The following is a 13,683-nucleotide window of genomic DNA, read 5'->3' on the forward strand; positions in this document are numbered from 1 at the left end:
TCACACACAGGAAGTGATCGCATGCTGCGCGCGTTACGTGCCCTCGGCCTCGCTGTTCTCACGGCAGGTCTGACCCTCACAGCGGTCCCGGCCGCGACCGCCGCCCCGGCCGTCGGCCCGGCCGCCGCCCCCGCGGCCGAACGGCCGCTCACGCCCATCGGTGGCGGCACCGGGATCATCTTCCGGATCACGCCGACCCCGGAGGAGCGCCAGAGCTTCATGGTCTGCACCCTCACCGCCGTCGGCCGTGACAACGCGGGCAACCTGGTCGGCCTGACCAACGCCCACTGCTTCACCGACGAGAAGGGCAACAAGCTCGTCGGCGAGAAGGTCTACCGGGACACCTCCCCCGCTGGCACCGCGGCCGCCCCCGCCGACCTCAACGCCAGCCGCCCCGACCTGGAGACCGGCCCCATCGGCACGGTCACCTACGTCAGCACGCCCAACAACCTGCTCAACGCCGGTCCCAAGGGCCTCGACTTCGCGGTCATCAAGCTGGACGAGTCGAGAGTCGCCCCCACCACCACCGTCGGCGGAGTGACCATCACCTCGATCGGCGCCCCGCCCCCCAACGGCACCCGTATGTGCAAGCAGGGCCACCGGACCGGCCTGACCTGCGGCATCAAGCTGGGCACCCACGACATCTGGTTCACCCACCTCATCTGGACCAACGGCGGCGACTCCGGCTCCCCCGTGGTCAGCGGCCAGACGCTGGTCGGCAACGCCTGGGGCGTGCAGCACAGTTCGGCGATCCTGGACATCATCGCCGAGATGAACGCCAACGGCGGCGTCGGCGCGGGCTTCCACCTGGCGGTCTGAGCCGAGGAGGGGCCGACCAGGGCACGGCCCTAGGGCGGAAGTCCTAGCCGGAGATCCGCACAGCGGCGGAGCCGGGTCCCGGTCGGCGGCTGAAAGGGTGGTGATCCTCCGATATCCACTGGAACCGCCCTGGGAGATCACATGGAGCCCGCGCCCGCGTCCAGCCGTGACGTGACCACCCCCGAAGCCGCCCCCGAAGCCGCCCCCGCCCCCGACATGTCGGGGGTACTGCGACTGATGGAGGAGACCTTCGGGTTCCTCCACTCCGCCGCACTGCGGACCGCCGCGCGGCTCCGGCTCGCCGACCACCTCGCCGACGGACCGCGCACCCCCGCCGAACTCGCCGGCGCCACCGGCACCGACGGCGCGGCACTGCGCCGGCTGCTGCGACTGCTGGCGTCGCGCGGAATCTTCCAGGAGGACGGGACGGGCGCGTTCGGGCTGACCCCCGCCGCGTCCGCCCTGCGCACCGGCATACCGGGCTCGCTCCACGCCACGGTGCTCCTGGTCACCGACGACATGTTCCTGCGCCCCTCGGCCGACCTCGCCGAGACCGTACGCACCGGGGAATCCGCCTTCCCCAGGGTCTTCGGCACCCCCTTCTTCCAGCACCTCGCGACCGACAGCGCGGCCCGCGAGGTCTTCGACGCCGGGATGGCGGCCTTCTCCGGCCCGCTCGACGACGTGGTCGCCGCCGCGTACCCGTTCCCGGACCGGGGCACGGTCGTGGACGTCGGCGGCGGCCGGGGCGGACTGCTCCGCTCCGTCCTGCTGCGCCACCCCGGCCTCTCGGGCGTCCTCTTCGACCAGGCACCGGCGCTGCGCGAACCCCTCCTCGACTCCGCGGAGCTGACGGGACGCTGGCGGGCCGAGCCCGGCGACTTCTTCGCCGCCGTCCCGAAGGGCGACGTCCACGTCCTCAAGCACGTCCTGCCCGACTGGAGCGACGACGACTGCGTCCGCATCCTGCGCTCCTGCCGGCAGTCCCTAGCCCCGGGCGGCCGGGTCCTGGTCGTCGACGCGGCCCCGCCGGCGGGTAATGCCCCGCACCCCGGCAAGGAGCTCGACATCATGATGCTGACCGCCCTCGGCGGCAGCACCCGCACCCCGGCGGAACTCGCCACCCTCTTCACCCACGCCGGCCTCCGCCACGTCCGCACCCTCCCCACCCCGGGCTTCGCCTCGATCATGGAGGCGGAGGCGGCCACGGACTGACCACCGGAACGTCAGCCGTCGGCCCTGGCCACCCCCACCGGGCAGGAGACGCCCGTGCCGCCTATGCCGCAGTAGCCGTTCGGGTTCTTGGCGTCCGAGAGGTACTGCTGGTGGTAGGCCTCCGCGTAGTGGAACGGGCCCGCCGGGAGGATCTCCGTGGTGATGTCGCCGTAGCCCGACGCGCGCAGTACCGACTGGTACGCCTCGCGTGAGGCCTCGGCGGCGGACTGCTGCTCGGGGGAGTGGGTGTAGACCGCCGAGCGGTACTGGGTGCCGCAGTCGTTGCCCTGGCGGTTGCCCTGGGTGGGGTCGTGGGACTCCCAGAAGAGCTTGAGCAGGGACTCGTACGAGACCAGGGCAGGGTCGAAGACCACGCGGACCACCTCCGTGTGGCCCGTCAGGCCGCTGCACACCTCCTCGTACGTCGGGTACGGCGTGGTGCCGCCCTGGTAGCCGGCCAGGGTCGTCCAGACGCCCTCGGTCTGCCAGAACTTGCGCTCCGCGCCCCAGAAGCAGCCCAGGCCGAAGTCGGCCACGGCCAGGCCCTCGGGATAGGGGGCGGCCAGCGGGGTGTCCAGGACGCTGTGGCGCTCCTGGAGGGGGAAGGCCGGGGCGGCGCGGCCGGGCAGGGTCTCCTCGGGGGTGGGGAGATGGTTCCGGTGGCGGCTGACGAACATCATCGGGCTCCTCGCTTCGGCGGTCCGTCCGGGACAACGTACGCGCCGCCCCCAGGATTCCGCCCCGGCCGGGCAGAGGCCCGGCCGGTCGACGGCTGCTCGGTCAGCGGCGGCCGGACGCTGTTCGGGCTCCCGCGATCGCCAGGTTGCGGCAGTGGCAGAAGAACTCCGCCGACTTCGTGTAGTCGCTCCAGGGCCTGGCCCCCACCCAGCCGTCCACCAGGCGGTACTGCTCCACTGCCTCCGCGTGGCGCTCCTGCTTCGTCAGGAGGTACGCCAGCATGTGACGGGCGCCCGCCAGCCGGGGGTGGTCCGGGCGGCACGCCGCCACGTCGATCAGGGCCGTATCGATCATGGTGGTCAGGTCCACGGAGCGGTAGGCGACGTCCGGGGCGTCGTCGTCCAGGTGGTCGTACCAGTACTGCAGCGGCAGCAGCGTCATCAGGTTGCCGGGCGGGGCCGTGCGCGCGGCGGTCCACGCGAACTCCAGGGCCAGCTCCTCGGAGCCGAGCCACCTTGGGTACCAGTACGACAGCGCGTTCGAGTGGGCCTCGTAGTGGTACGGAGCGCGGGCGGTGATCTCGGCCCACAGCTCCCGCATTTCCTCGTGCGAGGCGCTCAGCCCCTTGCGAAGGGCGATCTGGGAGACGAAGGGGGTCGGGTCGCCGGGTGCGGCCAGGGACACGGCACGAGCGAAGTCCTCCCGCGCCTCCTGGAGCACCCTGAGGAAGCCCATGGCCTGCTCGGCCGTGGTGTCCTTGGCCCAACCCGAGCCACGGACCTCCCAGGCCACGATCACCTTCGCGGCGGCCTTGACGACGGCCGCGCCCGGGTCGTCAGGACGCGCCGCCTCCCAGGCCCGCAGCCAGGCGTCGTCCTTGGCCGCCTCCTGGGCGGTGATCCCGACCAGCGCCGAGCGCCGGTCCCAGTCGGTGCCCACGGCATCGAGTGCCCGGGCGGCGGGCTGCCAGTCGCCTCGTTCCAGGGCCGCCACCAAGGCGATGGCCTCGTGGTCCGCGAAGGACCGGTCCGTGTTCTGCCGCTCCTGCGGCAGCCAGCCCTCGGCGGCCAGCTGGGCGGCGGACGGGGTCGCGCGCCGCTTCCTCCTGAACCACAGGAAGGCGGAGACGGCTATGACGATGATGGACAACAGCATGCAGGGTTCCGATCGGAAACGGGGTCAGGCAGAAGCAGGAAGGGACGTGACCAGCTCGCGCAGCGGGCCTGTGTCCGGTACGTCCGCCATCGCGGGGCGCACCGCGTCGGCCGCGGCCTCGTCCACGACGGTGCCGTCCGGCAGCATGAGCCGTGCCGGGCCGGACCACGACAGCTCCCAGCGGGCGCCGGCCGATTCGACGAGCGCGAGCTCCGTCAGCTCGCGCAGCCCCGCGTGCAGTGCCGGGCGCAGGAACTCGCGGGCCGCGCGCCCACTGGCGCCCGCCGCCTCCGGCGACTTGGGCAGGTGGTCGGCCACCTCCCACAGCCGTCCGGCATCGGCCAGGTCGAGGAGGGCGGAGAGGCCGGTGAGCGGGTCGGTGAGCGGGTCGGTGGGCGCGTTGCCGTCGGCGGCAGGGGTGCGTACCGCACCCAGCGCCGTGCGCAGCGGCTCGGCGGCCGCCTCGGTCTGCGCGTGGACGGCCCGGTGCATCAGCTCGGGCCAGTCCACCCGGGCCATGGCCCGCGCCTCGGACGTCAGGACGGCGTCCTCGAGGTCGGCCATGACCCGCTCCGGCTCGCGCAGCAGCGCGAGCGCGGGACGGGCGTCCGCCATGGCACGGCCGTCGTCGGGCAGCGCCTCGATCCGCTCCACGCGCACGGCCACCGGCGGGTGGGTGTCGTACGGGGAGGGCTCCGCCGGCGGCAGCTCGTCGCGCAGGCCGGCCAGGTTCTCCTGCAGTCCGGGGGCGGTGAGCAGCCTGCGAAGGCCGCCGAAGACCTCGCCGCGCGGCGGCAGGAGGCCGATGCCCACGCCGGCGGTGGCGTAACGGCTCGTGTAGAAGTCGTGCGCGGCGTCGAGGACGGCGGTCTCGCGCAGCGCCGAGGCGGTCGCGTCCCGGCCCGCGACCCGGGCGGCCAGACGGTCGGCGGCGAGTTCCTGCCGCCGGCCGTCGCCGTGCGTGACGCGCAGGTAGAGCGCCGCGTACGCCAGGAAGGGCTTGGCCATCAGGCCGTAGCTCTTCCCCGCCCGGCCGGTGTCGATCCTCTTCGGCGCGCGGCCCTTGCGGACGGCCTTCTCGGCGGCCTTCTCCTGACGGGCCCGCTCCTCGCCGATCCGCCGCTCCTCCTGCTCCCGGAAGGCCTCCGCCGTGCGCAGCACGCTGTCGCGCCCGCGCAGGACGATGCCCGCGAGGCGGGTGTCGGTGTTGCCGTAGTGGGCGAGTTCGTGGGCGATGACGGCATGCAGCTGGGCCTCGGTCAACCCGGTCAGCAGGGGGACGCCGAGGTAGAGCCGGCGAGGGCCGGGGAACAGGCCGAGCAGCCGGGCGTCCTCGGCGACGCCCGCGTTGACGTCGCCGGTGAGGACGATCGCGTCGGGCGCCCGGGTGCCCGTCCGCTCGGCCAGGGAGCGGACGGCGCGCCAGAGTTCCGGCTGCTCGGCCTCGGTGACGGCCAGTCCGCCCGGTCCCTCGGCCTTGGCGGTGCGGAGCGTGAAGGCGCCCCGCAGCACCGGGACGGCGAGCACGACGGAGAGGACGTACACCTTCACCATGGCCAGGCCGGGTGCCCAGAGCGTCGCGGCGACGTCGGCGCCCACGAGGACACCGAGCACGAGGACGACGAGCAGATAGAAGCCGGCCAGGAGGACAAGTGCGCGCAGCGCACGCAAAGATGTGCCCACTGGGCAATAACCCCCACACGGGTTCGAAAGAAATGGAGCGTGGGGATCATATGTGCGCCCGGGGCGGCGACGTCAGCCGAGCCGGCGCGCCCCCGCCACCGCCATCGCCCGGTACGCGGTGTAGGCGGCCACCGGGTCCGGCTCGTACGTCCACGGGAGCGCCCCGATGTGGCCGTCGATCTTCCGGAACTGTTCCAGGGCCTCCGCGTGGCGCTCGGCGCGGACCAGGAACCAGGCCAGCAGATGGCGGACGTGCGGCAGCACCGGGTGGTTCTCCGGGGCGTGGTGCACCGCGTACTGCGCGGCCTCGATCGCGTCGCCGATCACCGCGCTCTGGAACATGCCGCGCACCAGCTGCACGTCGGGCAGGTGGTCGAAGACCGCGAACAGCGGCAGCGCGGGCAGCAGGCTGCCCTCCGGCGCGGAGGCGGCCGCGCGCCGGGCGAAGGCCTCGGCCTGCTCCCGGGAGCCGTGCCACTTCGCGCTCCAGTAGCGCAGCGCGTTCAAGTGCGCCCCCATGTGGCCCGGCGCGCGGGTGGTCACGGTCTCCCACACGGACTGGAACTCCGCCTCGCTCGCGCCCAGGCCCCGGGCCACGCCCAGTTCGACGATGTACGGGACGGGGTCGCCCGGCGCCAGCAGGGCCGCCTCGGCGCAGACCGTGCGCGCCTCCTCCAGGATCATCCGGAAGTCCTGCGAGGACGGGTCGCGCATCGCCTGCTGGACGAGGAACTCCGCCTGCACCGCCGCGCCGCCCGCGTCCTTGGGCGCCACCACGCGCCAGTGCCGCAGCCACATCCCGCCCGTGCCCGGCGCCTCGGCCAGCTCCTGGGCCGCCGCGCCGGCCAGGGTCTGCACCCGCTGCCAGCGCAGCTCGGCGGCGCTCGTGGCGGGCGTACGGGCCAGCAGCTCGGCGGCCGGCTTCCAGTCCTGGGTGCGGCGGGCCTCCGCCACGGCGGCCAGCAGCTCCTCGTCGGGGCCGGGCAGCCGTACGTCGAGCCGCTCGGGCGGGACGAAGGCGTGGGCGCCGGCCGGGTCGACGGCGGCCCCGGCCCCCTGGACGACACCTCGCACGGCCCGGTACCGCCGGATCGCGGGGGCCACCACGACACCGCAGATCACGGTGACGGCGAGGAGGATAAAGAGAATCTCCATGAACTGTCCTGAGGAACGAAGGGGCTGACCGAAGAAGCTGACCGAAGAAGCTGATCGTCGAGGCCGACCGGAGGGGCCGGACGACGGTACAACGTGACAAACCGGCGAATCGTTCATCTGCCGGTTACAAGTGAACAGGAGCGATCGGGCGAACGGGCACTACTCTCGGATGAATGAGCGACCAGCACAGCTTCGAGACCCTCGCGATCCACGCCGGGCAGGAAGCGGACCCGCTGACCGGGGCCGTCGTACCGCCCATCTACCAAGTGTCCACGTACAAGCAGGACGGCGTCGGCGGTCTGCGTGGCGGTTACGAGTACAGCCGCAGCGCCAACCCCACGCGCACGGCCCTGGAAGAGAACCTGGCGGCCCTCGAGGGCGGTGTCCGGGGCCTCGCCTTCGCCTCGGGCCTGGCCGCCGAGGACACCCTCCTGCGCACGCTGCTCGCGCCGGGTGACCACGTGGTCATCCCGAACGACGCCTACGGCGGCACGTTCCGGCTCTTCGCCAAGGTCGTGAGCCGCTGGGGCGTGGAGTGGTCGGTCGCCGACACCTCCAGCCCGGACGCCGTGCGCGCCGCCATCCGGCCCGAGACCAAGGCCGTCTGGGTCGAGACCCCCTCCAACCCCCTCCTCGGCATCACCGACATCGCCGCCGTCGCGGGCGTCGCCCACGAGGCCGGTGCCAGGCTCGTCGTCGACAACACCTTCGCCAGCCCCTACCTCCAGCAGCCGCTGTCCCTGGGCGCGGACGTCGTCGTCCACTCCACCACCAAGTACATGGGCGGCCACTCCGACGTCGTCGGCGGCGCCCTGATCACGGCCGACGCCGGCCTGGGCGAGGAGCTCGCCTACCACCAGAACGCGATGGGCGCCGTCGCCGGCCCCTTCGACTCCTGGCTGACGCTGCGCGGCATCAAGACCCTCGCCGTGCGCATGGACCGCCACACCGCCAACGCCGAGCGCGTGGTGGAGCTGCTCGTCTCGCACCCGAAGGTGACGCAGGTCTACTACCCGGGCCTGCCCGAGCACCCGCTGCACGAGGTCGCGGCCAAGCAGATGCGCGGCTTCGGCGGCATGGTGTCCTTCCGCGTCGCGGGCGGCGAGGAGGCGGCCGTCGAGGTGTGCAACCGCGCCAAGCTCTTCACGCTGGGCGAGTCCCTGGGCGGCGTCGAGTCCCTGATCGAGCACCCGGGCCGGATGACGCACGCCTCGGTCGCCGGCTCCCAGCTGGAGGTCCCGGCGGACCTGGTCCGCGCCTCGGTGGGCATCGAGTCGGTGGACGACCTGCTGGCCGACCTGACGCAGGCGCTGGGCTGACATCGGTTGACAACCGGGGGTCCGGGGCGCGGCCCCGGGAAACGGTGAAGGGGCGGGACCGGGGCCTCACTCCGCCGCGACGGCGATCCGCCACCGCGGCGGTGGCCGGCGGTGCCCGGCCCGCCTCAGTCCCCGCCCCACAGCGGCGGCGCCGTATCCGACGGCCGTGCCCGCCACGGCTCTTCGGCCGCGGCCCACACGCCGAACGCCACCAGGGTGAGTAGCAACAGCACCCACCCCACGGCCCGCACCACCCGCCGCCTGCGCACGATGCGCGCGCCCCGCGCGGCCGCCCGCGCCACCAGCTCCGTCGGCACCGCCGGACGGGGCCCGTCCAGCAGCCGCCGGACCTCTGCCTCCCGGCGGTCCTGGCCGCTCACGCGGCCACCGCCGTCACCGTGAGGACCGCCCGCGCGCACAGCGCCCGTACGCGCTCCACGGAGACCCCGAGCGCCGCCGCCGTCTGCTCCTCGGCGACCCCCTCGTACAGCCGCAGGACCACCACCAGCCGCTCCTGCGGCGTCAGCCGGGCCAACGGCCCCGTGCCGCCCCGGTGGCGGCCCCGCGCCGAGCGGGCGTGGCGGGCGTAGCGCGCCACGAGCTCCTGGCGGGCGTGTTCGTACGGATCCTCGCCGCCGAGACCGCCGAGACCGCCAAGGTCGCCGAGGCCGTCCCAGGCGGCGTACGTACGGGCGAGGGCGCGGGTCAGCAGTCGTTCGGCGGCCTCCCGGTCACCGGTCAGCAGCAGCGCGGTGCGCAGCAGTCTGCCGCCCGCGCCCCCGGCGAACGCTTCGAACTCCCGGGCGCGGCGGCGCTCCCGGGCGTCCTGCCGCTCTCGCACCCCTCCAGAACAGGACAGCCGCGCGCCCCGGTCAAGAGGTCGGCGGCACCTGCTGGGGCTGGGTGAAGTGGATGTCGGACAGGGCCGTGTTGAAGCGGGTGAGCAGGGTGCAGAAGACGTCCCGCTCGTCCTCGGACCACCCGTCCGTGCACAGTGCCATCAGCTCGCGCCGGGACGCGCGGACCTCCTCCAGGCGGGCCTTGCCGCGCGGGGAGAGCTGAAGGACGACGGCGCGGCCGTCCTCGGGGTGCGAGGTGCGCTTGACCAGGCCGGTGTCGACGAGCGGCGCCACCTGGCGGGTGACGGTCGAGGAGTCGATGCCCATGCCCGCGGCGAGCGCCTTGACGCCCATGGGGCCTTCCTGGTCGAGGCGGTTGAGCAGGAGGTAGGCGGCGCGGTCCATGGAGTTGTGGACCCGGCCTACGCCACCGAGCCGGGTCTGTTCGGCGCGGCGGGCGAAGACGGCCACCTGGTGCTGGAGGGCGTCGAGGACGCCGGGTGCGAGGTCGGTCGTCATGTCCTGAGAGGTGGGCATGGCCTGGGGCTCACTTCGTACGGCGGGCAGGGATACGGAGCTGGAATCGCTGAGAATGGGGGACAGAGTACGCGTCCTCAAGCGCTGTTGTACCAGTGCTCCGCAAACCGGTCGGTATGTATGTATGCGCCGCCCGGATCACCCCTTACGTCCCTGCTGTATGCCCCATATATCCGCTCCGTTCGGGCCCCTTCGCGGGGCGGTGACCGGCGCGATACTGAGGTCATGGCCGCACGTCCGGTGACCCTCGGCGATGTGCGCCGGGCGCGGGAGACGCTGTCGGGGGTCGCCCGGATCACCGCCCTGGAGAGCAGCCGCCAGCTGTCCGGGCTCGTCGGCGCGCCCGTCCACCTCAAGTGCGAGAACCTCCAGCGCACCGGCTCGTTCAAGATCCGTGGCGCCTACGCCCGGATCGCGGCCCTGACGCCCCCCGAGCGCGCCGCGGGCGTCGTCGCCGCCAGCGCCGGCAACCACGCGCAGGGCGTGGCGCTGGCCGCCTCGCTGCTGGGGGTGCGCTCCACGGTGTTCATGCCCGAGGGCGCCCCGCTGCCGAAGGTGGCCGCCACCCGTGAGTACGGCGCCGAGGTGCGCGCCTGTGGCCAGGGGCTGGACGAGGCGCTGGGCGCGGCCCGCGCGTGGGCGGAGCGGACGGGCGCGGTGCTCGTCCACCCTTACGACCACCCGGACGTCGTGGCCGGTCAGGGCACGGTGGGGCTGGAGATCCTGGAGCAGTGCCCCGAGGTGCGCACCGTCGTCGTGGCGGTCGGCGGGGGCGGGCTGATCGCCGGGATCGCGGTGGCGGTCAAGGCGCTGCGGCCGGACGTGCGGATCGTGGGCGTCCAGGCGGCGGGCGCCGCCGCGTACCCGCCGTCGCTGGCCGCCGGGCACCCGGTGGCGGTGGCGCACCCGGTGACGATGGCGGACGGCATCAATGTGGGCCGCCCCGGCGAGGTGCCGTTCCGGATCGTGGCGCGGCTGGTCGACGAGGTCCGTACGGTCTCCGAGGACGGGATCGCCGCGGCCCTGCTGCTCTGTCTGGAACGGGCCAAGCTCGTGGTCGAGCCGGCCGGCGCGAGCCCGGTGGCGGCGCTGCTGGCGGACCCCGGCTCGTTCCGGGGCCGGGGCCCGGTGGTGGCCGTGCTGTCGGGCGGCAACGTCGATCCGCTGCTCTTGCAGCGCGTCCTGCGCCACGGTATGGCCGCCGAGGGCCGCTTCCTGTCGCTGCGACTCCCGCTGCCGGACCGCCCCGGGGCGCTCGCCGCGCTGCTGGAAGTGGTCTCCGCCGCGGACGCCAACGTCGTCGACGTCGTCCACGAACGCACCGATCCCCGCCTGGGTCTGACGGAGGCCGAGGTCGAGCTCCATCTGGAGACGGCGGGTCCGGAGCACCGCGCGGAGGTGCGCGAGGCCCTGCGCGCCGCGGGCTATCCGCTGTCCCCCTGCTGATATCCGGCGGGCCGCCCCGATATCCGTATCCGGAAGTAAGGACCACGCATATCCGGTGGCATTCATTCAGAGGGCGCATCGGCACCGATGAACGTAAAATCAACTATTACGTCACCCAAACGGGGAGAACATCCATGCCAGGCGCTATTTACGCCGAAGGCCTGGTCAAGACCTTCGGCGACGTCACAGCCCTGAACGGCGTCGACCTCGACGTTCCGGAAGGGACCGTTCTAGGACTGCTCGGCCCCAATGGCGCCGGCAAGACCACCGCCGTGCGCGTGCTCACCACCCTCATCAAACCCGACCGCGGTAAAGCCGTGGTGGCGGGCGTCGACGTGCTGAGGAAACCCAACGACGTCCGGCACTCCATCGGCCTGTCCGGCCAATTCGCGGCCGTCGACGAATACCTGACGGGCCGTGAGAACCTCCGGATGGTGGGCCGGCTCTACCAGCTCAGCGGGCGCGACGCCAAGGCCCGCGCGGGCGAGCTGCTGGAGCGCTTCAACCTCACCGAGGCCGCCGACCGGCCCGCCAAGACCTACTCCGGCGGCATGCGCCGCCGCCTCGACCTCGCCGCCGCCCTGGTCGTCAGCCCGCCCGTGATGTTCATGGACGAGCCCACCACCGGCCTGGACCCCCGTAACCGCCAGGCGCTGTGGGAGGTCATCCAGGAGCTCGTCGCCGGCGGGACGACCCTGCTGCTCACCACCCAGTACCTGGAGGAGGCCGACCACCTCGCCCACGACATCTGCGTGATCGACCACGGCAGGGTCATCGCCCGGGGCACCTCCGACCAGCTCAAGGCGCGCACAGGCGGGGAGCGCGTCGAGCTGGTCGTCCACGAGCGCGAGCACATCACCCCCGCCCTCGGGGTGATCCGCGCCTTCGGCAAGGGCGAGCCCACCGTCGAGGAGCACACCCGCAAGGTCATCGTCCCGGTCTCCGGCGGCGCCAGGCTGCTCGCCGAGGTCATCCGGGAACTGGACGGGCGAGGCATCGAGATCGACGACATCGCCCTGCGCCGCCCGACCCTGGACGACGTCTTCATCTCGCTCACCGGGCACGCGGCCGAGAGCGACGAGCCCGGTGCCGTCGGCCCCGAGGCGAAGGAGGTGGCGGCGTCATGACCGCGACCGGCACCACCCTGTCCCGGCGGCCCGTGCCCGCGGCACGCGGCGGGGCGGCCGTCCAGTCCGTCCGCGACTCCCTGGTCGTCGCCCAGCGCAATCTCATCCGCATGATCCGGATCCCCGAGGTCGTCGTCTTCGGCCTCGTCCAGCCGATCATGTTCGTGGTGCTGTTCAGCTATGTCTTCGGCGGCTCGATCGCCGTCGGCGGCAGCACCGCCCCGTCCACGTACCGCTCGTTCCTCATGGCCGGCATCTTCGCGCAGACCGTCACCTTCGCCACGGCCGGCGCGGGCGCCGGCATCGCCGACGACATGCACAAGGGCCTCATCGACCGCTTCCGCTCCCTGCCCATGGCCCGGGGCGCGGTCCTCACCGGCCGCACCCTCGCCGACCTCGTCCAGACCGCGCTCACACTCGTCGTCCTGGCGATCGTGGCGGTGATCGTCGGCTGGCGGATCCACGAGGGCGTCCTCAAGGCGCTCGGCGGCTTCGCCCTGCTGCTCCTGCTGGGCTACGCCTTCTCCTGGATCGGCGCGCTCATCGGGCTGTCCGTACGGACCCCGGAGGCGGCCACCTCGGGCGGGCTGATCTGGCTCTTCCCGCTCACCTTCATCTCCAACGCCTTCGTGCCCTCGGGCAACATGCCCACCGTGCTGCGCACCATCGCGGAGTGGAATCCCTTCAGCGCCACCGTGCAGGCGGCCCGGGAGCTGTTCGGCAACGTGCCGCAGGGCTATCCGGTGCCGGGCGCGTGGCCGATGCAGCATCCGGTGTGGGCGTCGCTGCTGTGGTCCCTGCTGATCATCGTGGTCTTCCGGGCCCTGTCGGTGCGCAAGTACCGCTCGGCGACGGCGTGATCACGAGACCGGCGTGATCACGAGACTCGTGTGATCACGAGACGGACGCGGCGGAGCCCCGGACCCGTATCGGGTCCGGGGCTCCGCCGTGAGGCCGGATCAGGGGCTCAGCCGCTGTAGGGCTTGGCCTCCAGGATGCGGACCATGGCCTTCTTGCCGTTCGGCAGCTCGTACTGGGCGTCCTCGCCGATCTTCTTGCCGTTGACACCGCTGCCGAGCGGCGACTGCGGCGAGTACGTCTCGATGTCCGAGCTGGCGTACTCGCGGGAGGCCAGCAGGAAGTCGAGGGTGTCGTCCGGGTCGCCGTCGAAGGCGATGGTGACGACCATGCCGGGGGCCACCACACCGTCGGTGGCGGGGGCCTCGCCGACCTTGGCGGACTCGAGGAGCTGCGTCAGCTGCCGGACGCGGAGCTCCTGCTTGCCCTGCTCCTCCTTGGCCGCGTGGTACCCGCCGTTCTCTCGCAGGTCACCTTCCTCGCGGGCCGCCGCGATCTTCGCGGCGATCTCGGTGCGAGCGGGACCAGACAGGTACTCCAGCTCGGCCTTGAGCTGGTTGTACGCCTCCTGAGTCAGCCAGGTGACGTTGTCGCTGGTCTGGGTCACAGGTGCTCCTCGTCGGTACTGGGGAATGCTGGGGATGCATCTCGATACAAATGAACGCCCTACTCAGAAGGGTGCACCTTCAAAGCGGGGCGAAACCACGAGCCTAACAATTACGTCCCGAAGGGGGGAAGGAGTAAGCGGGAGAAAATGCGCAAGAATCCCGTTAACGCAGGTCAGCGCGGTATCCCCGGGTAACGCCCGGAGGTGTCGGCCCCGCGGGAGCCCCGTGAGGTCAGCCCCGCGAG

General features: G+C 72.7%; 14 protein-coding genes. 6 read left to right on the forward strand and 8 right to left on the reverse strand.

The window, feature by feature from the left end:
* Positions 1–21: 21 nt before the first annotated feature.
* Together ACFYZR_RS05785 and ACFYZR_RS05790 are read left to right on the forward strand one after the other, a co-directional pair.
* Positions 22–819 carry a trypsin-like peptidase domain-containing protein gene (locus ACFYZR_RS05785; protein ID WP_391905502.1) on the forward strand — a complete coding sequence of 266 codons (798 nt, stop codon included), beginning with the start codon at positions 22–24 and terminating at the stop codon, positions 817–819.
* 141 nt (positions 820–960) lie between these two features.
* Positions 961–2,034 carry a methyltransferase gene (locus ACFYZR_RS05790; protein WP_391905504.1) on the forward strand — a complete coding sequence of 358 codons (1,074 nt, stop codon included), beginning with the start codon at positions 961–963 and terminating at the stop codon, positions 2,032–2,034.
* A gap of 11 nt (positions 2,035–2,045) precedes the next feature.
* Here the strand turns inward: ACFYZR_RS05790 and msrA are convergent, their stop codons facing one another.
* The 4 genes from msrA to ACFYZR_RS05810 all read right to left on the reverse strand — a co-directional run bounded on the left by msrA (position 2,046) and on the right by ACFYZR_RS05810 (position 6,705).
* A complete protein-coding gene (msrA, locus tag ACFYZR_RS05795; RefSeq protein ID WP_391906044.1) occupies positions 2,046–2,711 on the reverse strand; it encodes a peptide-methionine (S)-S-oxide reductase MsrA in 666 nt (221 codons plus the stop codon).
* A gap of 103 nt (positions 2,712–2,814) precedes the next feature.
* Complete coding sequence (locus ACFYZR_RS05800; RefSeq protein WP_391905507.1) at positions 2,815–3,867, reverse strand: DUF4034 domain-containing protein; 1,053 nt, start codon at positions 3,865–3,867, stop codon at positions 2,815–2,817.
* Positions 3,868–3,891: 24 nt separating this feature from the next.
* Entirely contained in the window at positions 3,892–5,550 is a 1,659-nt protein-coding gene (locus ACFYZR_RS05805) for a M48 family metalloprotease (protein ID WP_391905510.1), read from the reverse strand.
* A 72-nt stretch (positions 5,551–5,622) separates the two neighbouring features.
* Entirely contained in the window at positions 5,623–6,705 is a 1,083-nt protein-coding gene (locus tag ACFYZR_RS05810) for a hypothetical protein (protein ID WP_391905513.1), read from the reverse strand.
* A 173-nt stretch (positions 6,706–6,878) separates the two neighbouring features.
* Here ACFYZR_RS05810 and ACFYZR_RS05815 point away from each other — a divergent pair, with 173 nt between their 5' ends.
* Positions 6,879–8,024, forward strand: a complete 1,146-nt coding sequence (locus tag ACFYZR_RS05815; protein ID WP_391905516.1) for a cystathionine gamma-synthase — start codon at positions 6,879–6,881, stop codon at positions 8,022–8,024.
* Between the two features lie 125 nt (positions 8,025–8,149).
* On the opposite strand, the gene ACFYZR_RS05820 is transcribed toward ACFYZR_RS05815, so the two are convergent.
* Genes ACFYZR_RS05820 through ACFYZR_RS05830 form a run of 3 tightly spaced genes read right to left on the reverse strand, consistent with a single transcriptional unit; the run spans position 8,150 to position 9,400 of the window.
* Entirely contained in the window at positions 8,150–8,404 is a 255-nt protein-coding gene (locus ACFYZR_RS05820; RefSeq protein WP_391905519.1) for a hypothetical protein, read from the reverse strand.
* Positions 8,401–8,865, reverse strand: a complete 465-nt coding sequence (locus tag ACFYZR_RS05825; RefSeq protein WP_391905521.1) for a sigma factor-like helix-turn-helix DNA-binding protein — start codon at positions 8,863–8,865, stop codon at positions 8,401–8,403. Before ACFYZR_RS05825 ends, ACFYZR_RS05820 begins: the two co-directional genes overlap by 4 nt.
* 31 nt (positions 8,866–8,896) lie before the next feature.
* Positions 8,897–9,400 carry a MarR family winged helix-turn-helix transcriptional regulator gene (locus ACFYZR_RS05830; RefSeq protein WP_391905525.1) on the reverse strand — a complete coding sequence of 168 codons (504 nt, stop codon included), beginning with the start codon at positions 9,398–9,400 and terminating at the stop codon, positions 8,897–8,899.
* 225 nt (positions 9,401–9,625) lie between these two features.
* On the opposite strand from ACFYZR_RS05830, the gene ilvA reads away from it, so the two are divergent.
* The 3 genes from ilvA (at position 9,626) to ACFYZR_RS05845 (ending at position 12,833) form a co-directional block, all read left to right on the forward strand.
* Positions 9,626–10,846: a threonine ammonia-lyase gene (gene ilvA / locus ACFYZR_RS05835; RefSeq protein ID WP_391905527.1), complete on the forward strand. Its 1,221-nt coding sequence runs from the start codon at positions 9,626–9,628 to the stop codon at positions 10,844–10,846.
* 134 nt (positions 10,847–10,980) lie between these two features.
* Positions 10,981–11,973 (forward strand): ATP-binding cassette domain-containing protein, encoded by a 993-nt coding sequence (locus tag ACFYZR_RS05840; protein WP_391905530.1) that lies wholly within the window; start codon positions 10,981–10,983, stop codon positions 11,971–11,973.
* On the forward strand, positions 11,970–12,833 hold the full coding sequence (locus ACFYZR_RS05845) for an ABC transporter permease (RefSeq protein ID WP_391905533.1): 864 nt from the start codon (positions 11,970–11,972) through the stop codon (positions 12,831–12,833). The genes ACFYZR_RS05840 and ACFYZR_RS05845 overlap by 4 nt, the downstream gene beginning before the upstream one ends.
* Positions 12,834–12,940: 107 nt before the next feature.
* Here the strand turns inward: ACFYZR_RS05845 and greA are convergent, their stop codons facing one another.
* Positions 12,941–13,438, reverse strand: coding sequence for a transcription elongation factor GreA (greA, locus tag ACFYZR_RS05850; protein WP_189451713.1), 498 nt, complete (start codon positions 13,436–13,438; stop codon positions 12,941–12,943).
* Positions 13,439–13,683 lie beyond the last annotated feature (245 nt).

Origin of the sequence: Streptomyces sp. NPDC001678 (assembly GCF_042892945.1) — a bacterium.
GTDB lineage: Bacteria > Actinomycetota > Actinomycetes > Streptomycetales > Streptomycetaceae > Streptomyces.